The organism is Roseivirga sp. 4D4 (genome assembly GCF_001747095.1).
Lineage (GTDB): Bacteria > Bacteroidota > Bacteroidia > Cytophagales > Cyclobacteriaceae > Roseivirga.
The window spans coordinates 3975539-3991055 of sequence record NZ_MDGP01000001.1; the positions used below are offsets into that span (position 1 = coordinate 3975539).

A 15517-nucleotide genomic window follows, 5' to 3' on the forward strand; every position below is an offset into this window, starting at 1 on the left:
TTTCAAAGATTTAAGTAGTCAGGTAGTTCTGGTCTATTGGCTAAACCTTCTTCAATAATACGCAATACATGTTCTCTTTCGGCACCGGCCAGAGGTAATCTTGGGGCACGTACATTTTCAGTTCCAATTCCTGTCGCTACTTCGGCCAATTTGATATTCTGAACCAATTTGGCATTAATGTCGAGTTCGAGAAGCGGCAGAAACCATCTGTATATCTTGAGCGCTTCTTCGATTCTTCCAGCCTTCTTAAGTCGGTAGATAGCAACTGTCTCGCGTGGGAAGGCACAAACCAAGCCAGCAACCCAGCCACCGGCACCCATAAACAAGCTTTCCAGGGCTAGCGTATCTACACCTGAAAGGATTTTGATTCGATCTCCAAATCGATTGATCATTCTGGTGATGTTAGAGATATCTCGAGTAGACTCTTTCACCGCTTGGATATTCTCGCATTCAATAAGCTCTTCGAACATGTCGAGGGTCACTTCAATCTTATAGTCAACCGGATTGTTATAAACCATGATGGGAAGGTCGGTCGAGTTGGCCACCACCTTATAATAGGTGACGGTTTCCCGATCATCTGCTTTATATCGCATTGGAGGAAGCATCATAAGGCCACTAGCACCATTGATTTTCGCTTTTTCGGCTGCTTTTATGGCGCCTTTTGTGGTTTGCTCGGCAATATTCATAATAACAGGAACCTGACCATTGCATAATGCGGAAGCGGTCTTTACCAGAACGTCTTTTTCATCCTCCATCAAAGAACTGGCTTCACCAAGCGTGCCACCTAGAATAATACCGTCAACACCAGCGGAGAGCTGTGCCTTGATGTTGGTCTCGAACATTTGAAGATCTAACTGATCGTCTGCTGTGAATTTTGTGGTTACTGCCGGGTAAACCCCTTCCCATGCTACTTTCATAATGTGTTTTTTAAATACCCATCAAATGTACTTGGAAAACAGTCTGGTTTGCATTCGTATATTTGCAAAAACTGATATGATATTATCATATTAAATAATTCAATATGATTAATTAGGATTAAATCGTATTAATGAAGGCACTTCCATTCAAGATTCCAAAAACCGAGCAGGTATCTTTTCACACACAGGTTGATGAGGAAAAACACTTCTACGATACCCTTCATCAGCATCCTGAGATTCAGGTGACTTTAATTGAGGAAAGCCATGGGACTCTAATTTATGGTGACTACCTGGGCAGCTTTGAACCCGGAGATGTTTTTGTGATAGGACCGAATGCCCCGCATGTTTTTAGGAATGACGCCAGCTATTATGAAGCTCATAGTAGTAAGAAGGCAAAAGCGCTCACCTTTTTCTTTGATAGAAGTACACTTGGAGCCTCGTTTTTGGATCTACCTGAGGCGAAGGGTCTGGTCACCTTAATTGAAGAGGCGGGCAGGGGAATGAAGTTCTCTGGAGGGCATATTGAGCAACTACGAGAGAAGATTCGAAGCCTATTCAGGCTTGAGGGTCTTGATCGAATTATCGCCTTGATAGAGATACTGAAGGACTTATCAATCAGCTCTGATTTTGACTATTTATCAGGGCAGTTGTTTACGAAAAAGGTAAACGAGATAGAGGGTAAACGACTCAACGATATTTTCAACTTTACCATGAAGGAATACTCAAGGCCGATTCAATTGGTCGAAGTCGCTGAAGTAGCGAATATGACGAAGACTGCCTTCTGTAGATACTTCAAACAGCATACACGCAAAACCTATCTGGATTTTTTAAATGAATATAGAGTTGGCCAGGCCTGCAAAATGCTAAGGGAGCGAGATAAGCCCATCGCTCAGATCGCTTTCGAATGTGGGTTTAACAACCTCAGTAATTTTAATCGGAGGTTTAAGGAAGTTAAGAGCACAAGCCCCAGTGCTTTTGTAAAAAGTCTAAGCTATTAGTTGATTGACAATTGCTTTGAAATCTAAGTTTTCCCAATTCTCCTCAATGCCTGGTCTTGAGAGTACTTCATCCATAATGGCTTGTTGTTTATTGCCTCGGGCAATGGCTTCTGAATAGCGATAATCACTGAAAGTCACCATGGAATATAGTGGTACCCATTGGTCGGGGTAGAGGGTGTTAAGCTTCTTCTCGATTTTTTTCTGCAGTACGAATTTGTCGTCCGCCACCTTATCCCGCATTTCGATAAAGTTGTAAAGCGCGAGGTCGGCAATGGCATTACCATCAGGGATTCTTAGGTCTTGGTATTCTTTAAGCAGGGCTTCGTTGATTTCTCCATGCTTCTCTAGAAGCTGATCGAAGACATAGCAATCCTCAAAACCTGAGTTCATACCCTGTCCGTAAAACGGCACTATCGCATGGGCCGCATCTCCAATCAAAGCCGTATTCCCTTTTACCCAAGGAGAGCACCTAACGGTAATTAGACTAGAGGTTGGGTTCTCAAAGAACTCCTGTTTTAGGTTTGGAAGCAGCGGAACAGCATCCTTGAATTTGTCATTGAAAAAGGCTTCAACATCTGCTTCAGTTTTGATAGAATCAAAGCTGATTTCACCCTCAAAAGGAAAGAAGAGCGTACAGGTGAAGCTCTTGTCCAGATTTGGTAAGGCAATTAGCATATACTCACCTCTTGGCCAAATGTGCAAGGCATCAGGGTCAATGGCAAAGTCGCCATCGGCTGTCGGAGGCATAGTCAGCTCTTTGTATCCGGCTGAGATATATTCTTGAGAGAAGTTAAAGCGATCGGTTTTTTGCATCGCGCCTCGTAAGGCAGAAAAAGCACCATCTCCGCCAAAGAGAAAATCAGAGCTTACCGATTGTCCATTGTCAAAGGTTGCGGTGGCTGTATCAAAGTCAACATCCAGGCATCGATGATCAAAACGTATTTCCACACTGTGCGCTTCAGCCTGATCCATCAAGAGCCAGTTAAGGCCGCCTCTGGAAACCGAATTGATGTATTCCCCTTCTTTGCCGTAAGGCTGAAAGTCCAGATTACCTTCCAGGTCGTGAATCATTCGGCCAGGCATCGGAATGCAGCTTTCCTGGATTTTTTCTTTGAGCCCTACTCGATCGAGGGCTTTTAATCCCCTATGACTTAGGGCAAGGTTGATTGATCTGCCACCAATGGCACCTGCTTTTCTCATGTCAGGTCTTCTTTCGAAAATCGTTACTTGATAACCTCTTTTGGCGAGAAATATAGAAAGTAGCGATCCGACTAAACCGGCACCGAGTATGCTGATATGTTGCTTTTTACTTGCCATGCTTACATCTTTTCCAGACCCTCACCTAGTATTCTGGTGAAGTGATAAACGTCTTCAAATGTGTTATATAATGGGACAGGCGCTACCCTTATTACATTCGGTTCGCGCCAATCTGCAATGACACCTTCCTTAGTGAGTGCGTCAAAAAGCTGTTTGCCATTCTTATGACAGAAAATGGAAAGCTGACAGCCACGTTCCTCCGCGTTTGAGGGAGTAATAATTTCAAAGATTTGATCCTCTCCACTCAATTGATTGATCAGGAATTCCATATACCCCGTCAGCCTTAAACTCTTTTCCCGTAGTGCATCCATACCCACTTCATCAAAGATTTCTAACGAGGCGAGATGAGCTGCTGTACAGAGCACATTCACATTGCTCAATTGCCAGCCATCCGCACCAGACATGGGTTTGAATCCCTTCTTCATTAGAAAGCGCTCTGACTCATTGTGTCCCCACCAACCAGCAAAGCGGTTGAGTGAACTGTCTTCAGCAAAGCGCTCATGCACATAAATGCCAGAAACATTTCCTGGGCCTGAGTTCAAGTATTTGTAAGAACACCAGGTGGCAAAATCCACATCCCAGTCATGAAGAGATAGCGGCAGGTTACCAAAGGCATGGGCCAAGTCAAAACCTACTAAGGCACCTACTTCATGTCCGGCTGAAGTGATCGTTTTTAAGTCAAAGAATTGACCTGTGTAGTATTGAACTCCACCTATGAGCACCAGTGCCAGTTCATCGCCAGTAGCTTTGATTTCAGCTAGTATATCTTCTGTCCTAAGTGTATGCTCGCCCGCTCGAGGAGTCAGTTCGATGAGGGCTTCATCAGGATTCAATCCATGAAACTTCAATTGTGTTTCAAACATGTATTGATCCGATGGAAATGCGCCTGCTTCACAAATGATCTTATATCGGGTGGGGGTAGGCCTAAAGAATGAAACCATTAATAGGTGAAGGTTCACCGTGAGGTTATTCATTGAAACTACTTCCAATGGCTTTGCACCAACTATTTTGGCCAGGGCTTCCTTACTAAACTTATGATAGTGCGCCCAAGGCTTGCTATGCCCGTCAAAGTGACCTTCGACACCCAAGGTTTCCCAGCCTTTTAGTTCTTCTTCGATGAATCCACGAACAGATTTGGGCTGCAAACCCAATGAGTTACCTGTAAAGTAGTAGCTGTCCTTTCCGTTGACTTGAGGAATATGAAAGCGATCCCTATAGGACTTTAGTGGGTCAGCAGCATCCTGTTCTTTTGCGAAGGAAAGGGTGTTTTCGAAATTCATCAAAACAAACTCGTTTGGTTTTGGCCAGGCATACTTTCTTCAAGCCTTAGTAGCCATTCTTTTTTATCTAATCCACCAGCATAACCCGTCAGGCTACCGTCAGTGCCAATTACACGATGACATGGAATAATGACCGCTATCGGATTTTTGCCATTGGCTGTTCCCACAGCTCGAATCTTTTTAATGTCTCCAAGGGTAATGGATTGCTTGGCGTAGGTCGAAGTTTTCCCAAAGGGTATGTCCAAGAGAGCTTTCCAAACTTCCTTTTGAAAGTCTGTGCCATCGGGATCGAGAGGTACATTAAACTCTTTGCGCTTTCCTGCAAAGTACTCCTTCAACTGCTTTTTGCAATTTCTCACGACCAGGGGAACAGGGCCGTCAGTTGCCCTTTCTTCTCCATCCACAAAGCTCACTCGCTTGATGTGGTCGTTCTCTCCAACGATTTTGATTTTGCCCAAGGGGCTATCCATATATGATATGGCAGTGTCTCTCATTATTCAAACTGACTTTTTGGAAGGTCTAGCCATTCCAGTGTGGCATTGCAAAAAATATCTTCTACGATTTCATCAGATAGCCCCATCTCTTCGATGTAGGCCCCAATTTCAAGGTCGCCTAGCGGGAAAGGATAGTCTGAACCTAAAGTGATCCTTTTGGAGCCTTGTACTTCCAACACATACTTCAGCAACAATGGATCGTGTGTTATGCTATCGATCCAGAATTTACCCAGATACTCTCTCGGGTTGACTGGATTGTCAATAGCCACCAAATCTGGTCGGCAGTTGAATCCATGTTCAACCCTACCCAAAGTAGGCAAAAACGATCCTCCTGCATGCGAGAAGTTCACTCTTAGCTCAGGTAATCTTTCCAGTACACCACCAAATATCAGGGAACAGGCAGCGCGAGATGTTTCGGCAGGCATACCTACCAACCAAGGTAGCCAGTAGCGCTCCATACTATGGAAACCCATCATATTCCAAGGGTGAATCATGACAGCCATACCCAGTCGCTCGCAAGCCTCAAAAATTGGGAAGAACCGAGGACTACTTAAATTCTTATCGTTGATGTTCGAACCGATCTGGATTCCAGGTAGGTTCAGCTCATTTTTGCAACGTTCTAATTCTTGTATGGCCAGCTCTTCGTCTTGCATGGGGACTGTGGCCAAGCCTATGTAATTCTTTGGATACTTGTTACAGAGCTCTGCGATGTCATCATTCAAAAAGCGCGATACTTCTAGCGCATCTTCTGGTTTGGCATCATAGGAAAACATTACCGGGATAGTGCTCACTACCTGAACTTGAGTGCCATGTGTCGCATACTCCTCAATTCTTTCGGCACCATCCCAACAATTGGATTGGATTTCACGAAAGAACTTCGATCCCTTCATCATCATTGCAGCCCCTTCTTTATGGTGATGTAGATGTATAAAGTCACCATACCCAAACTTATCTGTCCATTTGGGCAGATGCTTTGGAATGATGTGGGTATGCATATCGATTTTTAGCATTTGCTAGTATTAAGTATTGAGTACAAAGTATTGAGACTATTCCACGAATCGTGAATCGGATTCCATGGTATGTCCGCAGTTCTTGCAGGTTCTTAGTTCTTCCGAGCCGTAGAATTCTTTGAATCTTGGCAGAAAGTCTTTTTCAATATTGGTTAGAGGGAAGTAGGTGTCATGCAGTTTGTTGTTGCAGTTGTCACAAAACCACATGAGGCCATCGGTATGTTCTGGTTTTCTCACTCTTTCGATGACTAAACCAAGCGATCCTTCGGCACGCATAGGTGAATGCGGAACTTTAGGTGGGTGAAGATACATATCGCCAGGGCCTAGCGGAATGTCTACTGCTTTTCCGTCTTCCTGAATTCTAACTGTGATGTTTCCTTCGAGTTGATAGAAAAGCTCTTCTGTTTCGTTGTAGTGGTAATCTTTTCTGGCATTTGGTCCAGCCACAATCATCACGATGTAGTCTGTTCCTTCAGGATAAAGGTTTTTATTGCCCACGGGTGGCTTTAACAAATCACGATTATCTTCAATCCATTGGTTAAGATTGAAAGGTCTTTTAATGCCCATTTCCTTTCTATTTAGCTTGCCTCTAAAATACGGAAAATCACCGTAGGACTAAACCCGATTTTCATAACTTTGGTTGATAGCCCAAAACCTATGGATCTTAATTTAAATGGAAAAAATGCCTTTGTCTGTGGTAGTACGCAGGGTATTGGCAAGGCAATAGCCGAAGAACTGGCAAACCTTGGTGCAAGTGTAACGCTTTGTGCCAGAAACGATGGAGCCCTCGATCAGGTAAAATCAGAATTGTTCCATACTTCGGGACAGAAGCATCAGACTTTAGTAGCTGACTTTTCGAAACCTGATTTACTAACGGCCGCTCTGGACGAGCATATTGGGCAAGGCAACCAGTATCATATTCTCATCAATAATACTGGAGGTCCTCCGGGTGGTCAAGCCATTGATGCCGGAATTGATGAGTTTAGAATAGCCTTCAACCAACATTTGATATGTAATCAAATATTGGCGCAAGCGCTGGTGCCAGGCATGAAGGAAGCGGCTTATGGCCGTATTATAAATATTATCAGCACCTCGGTGAAAGTGCCTTTGCAAGGACTGGGTGTTTCAAACACCATTAGAGGTGCTGTGGCCAACTGGTCTAAGACATTGGCCAATGAGCTTGGGCAGTTCGGGATAACGGTGAACAATGTATTACCGGGAGCTACCGCAACTCAACGCCTGAGTTCTATCATTGAAAACAAGGCTAAGAAAACAGGCAAAAGCATTGAGGAGGTTGATGCTGCTATGAAGGCAAGCGTACCTGCCAAGAGGTTCGCGGACGCAAAGGAAGTTGCCGCAGCAGCGGTGTTCTTGGCTACCCCTTCCGCAAGCTATATCAATGGTGTTAACCTTCCGGTTGACGGAGGTAGAACAGGGAGTCTTTAGCATGCAGAACTACCCAATAATCGATTTGCACTGTGACTTACTGGTCTATCTGCTGATGAACCGCGAGGCAACGGCTGATACTAAAGCTTTTGGTGCCGGTTTCCCTTTCCTTAAAAGCGGTAATGTGGCAATGCAAGTGATGGCCATTTACACGGCTGTTGAGGAGGAGAGCTCCAGGAATGGAGTTGCTCAGTCGGAGATTTATAAGGGTTTGCTGGAAGACTATTCGGCAGATGTTTATCAAGCAGACCCCAGCTTTAATTCCTCAAACGAAGGTATTGGGATTGTAGCATCCCTCGAGAGCGCTTCGGGTATCTGCAATGAGGAAGAACCATTGGAGAATGCTTTCGAAAACCTTGAGACCATAATTTCCAATGTTGGAAGGCTTTTCTATATCAGCTTTACTCATCATGCGGAGAATAGGTTTGGAGGAGGAAATTATGCTAAAGCTGGATTGAAGCCTGATGGAGAGGCCTTATTGGATTATATGGATGGAAGAGAAATTGCTGTTGATTTGTCTCACACCTCTGACGCACTGGCACATGATATCCTAGATTATACCTACAAAAAAGGACTTAAGGTACCTGTAATTGCCAGTCACTCCAATTTCCGACAAGTATGGGATCACCCAAGGAATTTGACCAAAGCAAACGCACAAGAAATTATCGATCGAGGAGGGCTTATTGGTATCAATTTCCTTCGTGCATTTTTGAATGATAACGATCCGAATGCACTGATCGAACATGTAAAATATGGTGTGGGATTGAAAGGCGGAGATAAGGCTATTGCTTTTGGCGCAGATTTCTTTTACACGGGAGATCACCCGGATAAATCTCGAATTCCTTTTTACTTCCCTAAGCATGAGGACGCCACGAAATATCAGGGTATTCTTAAAGAATTGAGTTCAAGCGTTACTGACGAAGAGCTTGCAGGAATAGCACATGCAAACGTAGAACGATTTATAGCTTCTAACTGGAAATGATATGGAGATCATTAAGAACTACATCAACGGAGAATTAGTAGATGCTGAAAACGGTCAATCCTTTGACAACTATAATCCTGCCAATGGACAGGTTTACAGTCAAATACCCGATTCGACAAGTGATGACATTCAGAAGGCCACGGATGCTGCCAGTGCAGCTTTTCCAAACTGGTCTACCACAAGCCGTCAGGAGCGTTCTAATCTATTATTGAAGATTGCTGACCTAATAGATGCAAACCATGAAAGGTTAGCTGCTGCTGAATCCAAGGACAATGGAAAGCCGATTAAACTTGCCAGCCGAGTGGATATCCCCAGGGCTTCAGCCAATTTTCGGTTTTTTGCTTCGGCCATACTTCATGAATCTACTGAAGCGCATCAAACAGATCAGGATGCTATTAATATGACTTTAAGGTCTCCCATTGGAGTAGTGGGCTGTATATCGCCTTGGAATTTGCCGCTCTATCTATTTACCTGGAAAATAGCGCCTGCTATAGCGGCAGGCAATACCGTTGTGGCCAAGCCTTCTGAAATCACACCTATGACGGCATTTCTATTGTCAGAGTTGTGTATAGAAGCAGGTTTGCCAGCGGGTGTTTTAAATATCGTGCATGGGACAGGCCCAAATGCGGGTCAGGCTATTTCGGAACATCCCGATATCAAGGCAATTTCGTTTACAGGAGGTACTGAGACAGGAAAAAGGATAGCTGCGACTGCCGCCCCTATGTTTAAGAAGTTATCGCTAGAACTGGGAGGAAAGAATCCAAATATCATTTTTGCGGATTGCGATTTCGAAGAGGCATTGAAGACTTCGGTGCATTCCAGTTTTGCGAATCAAGGCCAAATCTGTCTTTGTGGATCGCGAATCTTCGTGGAAAGAAGTATTTACGATCGTTTTAAGACCGCTTTTGTCGAAAAGGTGAATCGCTTGAAGGTTGGAGACCCATCAGATCAAAATTCGAATCTTGGAGCTGTGGTGTCTAAACCTCATATGGAGAAAGTACTGAGCTATGTAGAACTGGCTAAGCAAGAGGGAGGAACAGTCCTCACAGGTGGAAACCAAGTACACCTTGAAGGTGAGTTAGCGCAGGGCTACTACATAGCACCAACGGTAATTGAAGGCTTGACTTACGATTGTCAGACAAATCAGCAAGAAATCTTCGGCCCTGTCGTTACTATTACACCTTTTGATAGTGAAGAAGAGGTCTTGACAATGGCGAATAGTACGGAATACGGACTTTCTGCTACCGTTTGGACAAGCAACTTGAACAAAGCCAATAGGGTAAGTTCGACACTTCAGGCAGGTATTGTTTGGGTGAATTGTTGGTTGCTTAGAGACCTCAGAACTCCCTTTGGTGGAGTGAAGAAAAGTGGTGTTGGTAGAGAGGGCGGCTGGGACGTTCTGAACTTTTTTACAGAGAAAAAGAATGTGTGTATAAAACTATAGTGTTAGTACATACGACAAAAAAGTGTATTTAAACGACATGAACAGCTGTAGAGGGAAATTGTTCGATTTTTTCCGAATTATTGATTTGTTAAATTTTATTTAATAAAAAATCCTACTAACTTTGATTTTACAATACAGGGGATAGTAGACCTGAATTGGAATTTGAAATAACATTTACCGCCCGGTAAATTAAAGATAAGTCTGGGTGTAGGAATCGAAAGATTCACTATGAGTAGTTAGTTACCCAGGTGTTTAGGTGAAAGGGAGTCGCTCCAACGGGAGTGACTCTTTTATTTTGTCCCTACCAGACTTTAATCTTTCTAATTAGCTTTATTTCTATTATTAAGTTTAATAAAAAGTTGATCGAGATAGTCCCGATCCAGTTACCTTATATCCTACTCGGTCGGCAGTTGCTTTGACAGTACTTAGTTTCCTGTGCAACTTAAACAATGAAATAGGGTCTTTACGCAAAGCGTAATAAACTTGCTTGAAAGTCGTCTTAAAGTGTAACCACTTTAATAAACCAAGGTCATACCATAAACTCAAACCACCATGTTCAAGAACTATATCAAAATTGCTTTTCGGTCATTACTGAAAAATCGAGTCTTTTCATTTATCAATATTACCGGACTCGCACTGGGTATTTCTGCCAGTTTGCTCATTATGCAATACGTCAACTATGAGCTAAGCTATGAGGACTTTAATGAGAACGCTTCGAATGTCTATCGCATTAAAACGAATCGATATAATCAAGGAGAGCTAAGTACAGAATGGGCTTCAGGTGTCGTTTCGATTGGCCATTTGCTCAATGAAGCCTATCCCGAAGTACAGCGTTACGCGAGGTTAACCTCCACCAGTGGGGTCATTTCTAAAGGAGATATTGAGTTCATGGAACGGAGCATCTACTTCGCTAATCAAGATGCCTTCAAGATTTTTGGAACTCAGATTACAGATGGTGATACAGAAAATGCACTGACGGAACCGAATACAATTGCGATTTCAGAAAGTGTTGCTAAGAAATACTTTGGAGACACCAATCCTATTGGAGAAACCCTAATGTACAATAGAGATCGACCTGTTCAGGTCACAGCGGTGTTCAAGGATGTACCTGACAATTCTCACTTCAAGTTTGATATACTGGCTTCTTGGTCCACAGTTGCTCAGGGGGATTTTGCCGCTGATGCCAACCGGGTATGGTATTGGGACGGCTATTTTAACTATATCGAATTGGCAGAAGGGACCACTCCGGAGGCCTTTCAGGTAAAAATTGATGAGTTTGTAGAGAGCCAATGGGGCGAAGAGATGCGGAATGTGGATACGTGGATGGACTTTGAATTGCAGCCCATGGCGGATATTCATTTGTACTCCAACTTCATTGGAGAGGCTGAGGTCAATGGTGATGGTGATTCCGTTTACGCTTTACTTGTGATTTCATTCTTCATCGTGCTGATCGCTTGGGTAAACTACATCAACCTGGCTACTGCTAAGTCAATGGAACGAGCTAGGGAGGTAGGGCTTAGAAAGGTATTGGGTTCTCAAAAAGGACAGCTGATCCGACAGTTTTTAACGGAGTCGTTCCTTGTCAATCTATTTGCAGTAATACTAGCATTCCTGATTGTGGCTTTGGTGCTACCTGGTTTTGCTAATTTGACCGATCAACCGATGAGCATGGCACTTTTTGCTCAGCAAGGTTTCTGGTTTGGTCTGGGGGTACTTTTCTTTGTGGGTACTTTTCTTTCAGGGCTCTATCCTGCATTTGTTCTTTCCTCCTTTAAACCTATCGATACACTCAAAGGAGCTAAACTCACTTCTGGAGGAGGTGGACTGTTGAGAAAAGGCCTAGTGATTTTTCAATTCATGGCATCCGTAGGGTTGATTATTGGTACGTATACCGTTTACGAGCAGATTTCATTTATGAGAAATCAGGAACTAGGAGTGGATATTGATAGAACAATGGTCATCAACGGGCCAAGTGTCACGGATTCTACCTACAGCGAGAAGCTCACTGCCTTTACTGAGGTAATGAAGACAGATGCTAATGTCGAGAATGTGGTGGTCAGTACTGGTGTGCCTGGCAGAGGTGTTGGTTGGAATGCCGGTGGCATTAGAAAAGAGGGAGCACCAGACAGCGAGGGCAAACAATACCGGGTCTTGGGATTAGGCTATGAATTTGTGGAGACCTTCGATATGGAAGTGATTGCTGGGCGAAGCTTTAACAAGGAGTATGGAGATGAAGAGGCAAAAATTTTATTCTCACGAGCTGCAACTAAGGATTTTGGTTTTGCAAACCCTGAAGAGGCCTTAGGTGAACGTATTTTCTTCTGGGGTCAAGTGTACACCATTATAGGAGTGCTGGAAGATTACCACCATACTTCCTTAAAAGAGAATTTTGACAAGCTGATCTTTAGGCTGATTCCAAATGCCAATAACTTTTATTCGATCAAATACAATGCCGCCAATACGCAGCAGGTGGTGCAAATGGCTCAAGAAAAATGGGGACAATTCTTTCCTGGAAATCCATTTGAGTACTTTTTCTTGGAGGATCGATTTGAAGAGCAGTATGAAGCAGATAAGCAATTTGGGTCAGTATTCACCATCTTTTCAGGGCTCACCATTTTTGTGGCTTGCCTGGGTTTATTTGGCTTAGCTGCCTTTATGACCTCGAAGCGTATAAAGGAAATAGGCGTTAGAAAGGTTTTAGGAGCTTCCATACCGAGTATCCTCAAGTTACTCTCTACTGACTTCTTGAAACTGATTATGGTTTCAATTGTCTTGGCCATACCAATTGCTTTCTATGGAATGGAACAATGGCTCAATGGTTTTGCTTTCAGAATAGATTTGTACTGGTACATTTTTGCCTTACCGGCACTGTTGGTATTGTTTATCGCCATTGCAACCGTGAGTTTCCAAACCGCTAGGGCTGCAAAAGCCAACCCCGTGGATAGTCTGCGGTATGAGTAAATATTAAGAGTAGCTGTCTCAAAGGCCCAAATTGTCGTCATTCTGAACCCGCCTGCGCTAGACAGGCGGGTTCAGGATGACGCTCCATCAGCCTTTGAGACAGCCCTGTTACTTACTTAGCCACTTCCAATTGGCCAAGTTCTTTGCCTTTATTGTCTACTCTGAACTGCCATTTCTCTCCATCGCAGTTTGGAGCGCCACTCCAGTTAAAGCAGCCTTGTCCAGTAGCTTGGATGACGAAGTCCCCATTTTTACGCTCCTTGATTGAGTAACCGTATTCGTTATAAAACCCTCCATAGGTCTTGCTCCATTGTTTCTTGCCTTTTTTATCAACTTTGATCAAGTAGATATCATAGTTGCCATTGCCATAAGAGCTGGTGGAGCCTAAGATGGCATAGCCTCCGTCATTGGTGGCTATCAGATCACTGGATTTATCATAGCTCGTTCCACCATAAGTTTTAAACCACTCTTCGTTACCCTCTGCATTTGTTTTGGTAAGTAAGATGTCTGTGGCTCGTTTGTGGTAATACTTGGTGGTCATTAAGCTAACCGCTCCACCATCGTCAGTTCGAATGATTACTTCGTGGTAAGGGTTGTGACCAGTCAACCCAAGACTTAGTGCCGCAATGGACAATAATTTGATGATATTCATAATTGTTTCTTTTGAGTTTAAAAACCTGTTTAATCCAAATACGAGCTAAGCGTATGTGCTGGATTTCAACAAATTAAATATATTCTCTTTTTAGAAACAAATAAAATTTACTCCACTATGGCTGATTTTGGTCTATAAACCATTCTTAAAGATGGTGCTAAAAGAAGATGATTCTTCTAAAACTTGCACGAGGGAATCAATTTGTCCTTCTTTTTGGACGTTGACCAGAGGAAAGTGTTTTGACTTGTTGTCGCCATAGGTTACCCTGAGTCTTGCCCCCGTTTTTAAGGAAATGTAGAGACAATAGGCTCCCAATAACATCGGGATAACAGGAATAACGAACGACTCAATGAAGATTGGTCCAGAGGAGCTATCACTTCCTAAATAATCGAATAGTCGTAAAAAATAATAACCACTGAGTGCTAAAAGGCATGTCCCAATTACGAGAATAATCAACCAATTGGCTACCTGATGTCCTTTTTCCAAAATCAAATCTCTCACCTCAGTTGCATTAATTGTTTTATAGTTGAATCTGTTTCTTAGAAAATGAAATGAGTGTTCTGAAATTGCAAATTCCTTAGTTTGAAAGAGGAATTCTTTTGGATCAGTATTCATGAGTCATAGAAATGATAGGTATGAAGTTATTTTAATTCGTATGCTTCTCAAAATCCTCGGAGTACTTCTCACTCTCGGTCTTCATCCATTTGTCCCAGAAGGTAAAATACAGCCCAAAGTTAAAGCGGTATTGAGTATGGTGGAGACTATGGTGTGTTGCACCTATCATCCATTTGCCGAGCCAGTGTTTATGAAATCCTTTGGGGTAGATTTCAACATTGGAATGATTGATAGCGCTGGTTAAGGTCATAAAAGTTAGCAGCGTCACAATGGTCCAATAATGCATGGGAAGAAAGAGTATGACTACAGGAATAATCACAGATTGTAGTATGCCTTCCCCTGGATGAAAGGAGAAAGATGTCCAGGGAGAAGTGATATGGCTATCGTGATGGACTTTATGAATCAGTCGATAAACCTTGGGCCTATGCATCCAGCGATGCAGCCAATAATAGTAGGTTTCATGAATTAGTGCAGCGATCAGGAAGCTGATGGGCAGCCACCACCACCCAAACTGATTCATGTCTTCATAGATGGCTGTATACCCTTTCTGCCAAAGTACCACCATACCGGCCCCAGCCAGTGCAAAGAATAGGGAAGTCAATGTAGACCACATGATCTCGCGTCTGTACTGCTTTTTATCTCTTGTTGGAACATGGACCTTTCGACTCCGAAAGTCTTTCGGATCGATGATATAGAAAACTACATAAAAGATTCCGGCCACCAAGCTATACCTAAACACCACCATCAAGAACATCAGGCCGGTTAGTGCAAGAAAGGTCAATGGATCTGTAAAGTCGTACTGATGCATATCGAACTAGGTGTGCTCGGTTTAAGCTTTGTGAAAATAGGGAACAAATGAATCACTTCTTAGGTTTTAGAATAGCATAATTTGATAGTGATGAAAGGAAAGTTTGAGACGTTAATAGATCAGGATACACCAGTACTCGTAGACTTTTATGCCGATTGGTGTGGGCCATGCCAAATGATGGCGCCTGTGTTGAAGGAAGTTGCCCAAGAAATGGGCGATAAAGTGAAGGTGATTAAAATTGATGTAGACAAGAATCAGCCGATCGCTCAGCGGTTCGGTGTGAGAAGTATACCCACTTTGATTCTATTCAAAAATGGGAAGGTTGTGGAGAATAGAGCCGGTGTGATGACGAAGCGAGATTTGGCCAGCATGATAGAGAGAGCTTCTTAATAAAGTAAACTGCGTATATTACCAGAACTATGGACATATACCTCTACGATAATAACTTAATGGCTTTTCAGACTTTAACATTCTTGCATATAGCACTAATGTTTTTTGCCTTCTACAAGCTATATAACGATACCAGTTCTGGAACACAGAGGATCTTTAGTTTCCTACTCCTATTATTTGTCCCAATAATCGGTTCTCTGATC

The 15517-nt window shown here is 43.1% G+C and carries 15 protein-coding genes; 6 read left to right on the top strand and 9 right to left on the bottom strand.

The genetic code is table 11. The annotated features are described in order from the left end of the window. Positions 1–2 precede the first annotated feature (2 nt). The gene (locus BFP97_RS17340; RefSeq protein WP_069843629.1) at positions 3–917 is read right to left on the bottom strand and encodes a dihydrodipicolinate synthase family protein; all 915 of its coding nucleotides are present in this window, start codon (positions 915–917) and stop codon (positions 3–5) included. Positions 918–1048: 131 nt separating this feature from the next. Here BFP97_RS17340 and BFP97_RS17345 point away from each other — a divergent pair, with 131 nt between their 5' ends. Continuing rightward, positions 1049–1915, top strand: a complete 867-nt coding sequence (locus tag BFP97_RS17345; protein ID WP_069843630.1) for a helix-turn-helix domain-containing protein — start codon at positions 1049–1051, stop codon at positions 1913–1915. Here BFP97_RS17345 and BFP97_RS17350 read toward each other — a convergent pair. Genes BFP97_RS17350 through BFP97_RS17370 form a run of 5 tightly spaced genes read right to left on the bottom strand, consistent with a single transcriptional unit; the run spans position 1904 to position 6583 of the window. Continuing rightward, positions 1904–3232, bottom strand: a complete 1329-nt coding sequence (locus tag BFP97_RS17350) for an FAD-dependent oxidoreductase (protein WP_069843631.1) — start codon at positions 3230–3232, stop codon at positions 1904–1906. The genes BFP97_RS17345 and BFP97_RS17350 overlap by 12 nt on opposite strands. Before the next feature lie 2 nt (positions 3233–3234). Next, complete coding sequence (gene kynU, locus BFP97_RS17355; protein WP_069843632.1) at positions 3235–4512, bottom strand: kynureninase; 1278 nt, start codon at positions 4510–4512, stop codon at positions 3235–3237. Then, the gene (locus tag BFP97_RS17360; RefSeq protein WP_069843633.1) at positions 4512–5006 is read right to left on the bottom strand and encodes a methylated-DNA--[protein]-cysteine S-methyltransferase; all 495 of its coding nucleotides are present in this window, start codon (positions 5004–5006) and stop codon (positions 4512–4514) included. Before BFP97_RS17360 ends, kynU begins: the two co-directional genes overlap by 1 nt. Further along, on the bottom strand, positions 5006–6016 hold the full coding sequence (locus BFP97_RS17365) for an amidohydrolase family protein (protein WP_069843634.1): 1011 nt from the start codon (positions 6014–6016) through the stop codon (positions 5006–5008). The genes BFP97_RS17360 and BFP97_RS17365 overlap by 1 nt, the downstream gene beginning before the upstream one ends. A 36-nt stretch (positions 6017–6052) precedes the next feature. Beyond that, a complete protein-coding gene (locus BFP97_RS17370; RefSeq protein ID WP_069843635.1) occupies positions 6053–6583 on the bottom strand; it encodes a 3-hydroxyanthranilate 3,4-dioxygenase in 531 nt (176 codons plus the stop codon). A gap of 90 nt (positions 6584–6673) precedes the next feature. Between BFP97_RS17370 and BFP97_RS17375 the strand changes: the two genes are divergently transcribed. The 4 genes from BFP97_RS17375 to BFP97_RS17390 all read left to right on the top strand — a co-directional run bounded on the left by BFP97_RS17375 (position 6674) and on the right by BFP97_RS17390 (position 12849). After that, positions 6674–7462: an SDR family oxidoreductase gene (locus BFP97_RS17375; protein WP_069843636.1), complete on the top strand. Its 789-nt coding sequence runs from the start codon at positions 6674–6676 to the stop codon at positions 7460–7462. Then, entirely contained in the window at positions 7416–8444 is a 1029-nt protein-coding gene (locus tag BFP97_RS17380) for a dipeptidase (RefSeq protein WP_255399496.1), read from the top strand. Before BFP97_RS17375 ends, BFP97_RS17380 begins: the two co-directional genes overlap by 47 nt. Position 8445: 1 nt before the next feature. After that, a complete protein-coding gene (locus BFP97_RS17385; RefSeq protein WP_069843638.1) occupies positions 8446–9888 on the top strand; it encodes an aldehyde dehydrogenase in 1443 nt (480 codons plus the stop codon). A 552-nt stretch (positions 9889–10440) separates the two neighbouring features. Then, the gene (locus BFP97_RS17390) at positions 10441–12849 is read left to right on the top strand and encodes an ABC transporter permease (protein ID WP_069843639.1); all 2409 of its coding nucleotides are present in this window, start codon (positions 10441–10443) and stop codon (positions 12847–12849) included. Between the two features lie 112 nt (positions 12850–12961). On the opposite strand, the gene BFP97_RS17395 is transcribed toward BFP97_RS17390, so the two are convergent. From BFP97_RS17395 to BFP97_RS17405, 3 genes are all read right to left on the bottom strand, one after another. Beyond that, on the bottom strand, positions 12962–13501 hold the full coding sequence (locus BFP97_RS17395) for a hypothetical protein (RefSeq protein ID WP_069843640.1): 540 nt from the start codon (positions 13499–13501) through the stop codon (positions 12962–12964). A gap of 132 nt (positions 13502–13633) precedes the next feature. Further along, positions 13634–14116, bottom strand: coding sequence for a hypothetical protein (locus BFP97_RS17400; RefSeq protein ID WP_069843641.1), 483 nt, complete (start codon positions 14114–14116; stop codon positions 13634–13636). Positions 14117–14147: 31 nt separating this feature from the next. Further along, entirely contained in the window at positions 14148–14924 is a 777-nt protein-coding gene (locus BFP97_RS17405) for a sterol desaturase family protein (RefSeq protein ID WP_069843642.1), read from the bottom strand. 90 nt (positions 14925–15014) lie between these two features. Here BFP97_RS17405 and trxA point away from each other — a divergent pair, with 90 nt between their 5' ends. After that, positions 15015–15314, top strand: a complete 300-nt coding sequence (gene trxA / locus BFP97_RS17410) for a thioredoxin (protein WP_069843643.1) — start codon at positions 15015–15017, stop codon at positions 15312–15314. Positions 15315–15517: the final 203 nt, after the last annotated feature.

What these genes read in the sequence shown, in the direction of transcription:
- BFP97_RS17345 (WP_069843630.1), top strand. Translation starts at nt 1,049, where the DNA reads ATGAAGGCACTTCCATTCAAGATTCCAAAAACCGAGCAGGTATCTTTT.
- kynU (WP_069843632.1), bottom strand. Translation starts at nt 4,512, where the DNA reads ATGAATTTCGAAAACACCCTTTCCTTCGCAAAAGAACAGGATGCTGCT.
- BFP97_RS17385 (WP_069843638.1), top strand. Translation starts at nt 8,446, where the DNA reads ATGGAGATCATTAAGAACTACATCAACGGAGAATTAGTAGATGCTGAA.
- trxA (WP_069843643.1), top strand. Translation starts at nt 15,015, where the DNA reads ATGAAAGGAAAGTTTGAGACGTTAATAGATCAGGATACACCAGTACTC.
- BFP97_RS17375 (WP_069843636.1), top strand. Translation starts at nt 6,674, where the DNA reads ATGGATCTTAATTTAAATGGAAAAAATGCCTTTGTCTGTGGTAGTACG.
- BFP97_RS17405 (WP_069843642.1), bottom strand. Translation starts at nt 14,924, where the DNA reads ATGCATCAGTACGACTTTACAGATCCATTGACCTTTCTTGCACTAACC.
- BFP97_RS17370 (WP_069843635.1), bottom strand. Translation starts at nt 6,583, where the DNA reads ATGGGCATTAAAAGACCTTTCAATCTTAACCAATGGATTGAAGATAAT.
- BFP97_RS17380 (WP_255399496.1), top strand. Translation starts at nt 7,416, where the DNA reads ATGGTGTTAACCTTCCGGTTGACGGAGGTAGAACAGGGAGTCTTTAGC.
- BFP97_RS17365 (WP_069843634.1), bottom strand. Translation starts at nt 6,016, where the DNA reads ATGCTAAAAATCGATATGCATACCCACATCATTCCAAAGCATCTGCCC.
- BFP97_RS17390 (WP_069843639.1), top strand. Translation starts at nt 10,441, where the DNA reads ATGTTCAAGAACTATATCAAAATTGCTTTTCGGTCATTACTGAAAAAT.
- BFP97_RS17350 (WP_069843631.1), bottom strand. Translation starts at nt 3,232, where the DNA reads ATGGCAAGTAAAAAGCAACATATCAGCATACTCGGTGCCGGTTTAGTC.
- BFP97_RS17400 (WP_069843641.1), bottom strand. Translation starts at nt 14,116, where the DNA reads ATGAATACTGATCCAAAAGAATTCCTCTTTCAAACTAAGGAATTTGCA.
- BFP97_RS17360 (WP_069843633.1), bottom strand. Translation starts at nt 5,006, where the DNA reads ATGAGAGACACTGCCATATCATATATGGATAGCCCCTTGGGCAAAATC.
- BFP97_RS17340 (WP_069843629.1), bottom strand. Translation starts at nt 917, where the DNA reads ATGAAAGTAGCATGGGAAGGGGTTTACCCGGCAGTAACCACAAAATTC.
- BFP97_RS17395 (WP_069843640.1), bottom strand. Translation starts at nt 13,501, where the DNA reads ATGAATATCATCAAATTATTGTCCATTGCGGCACTAAGTCTTGGGTTG.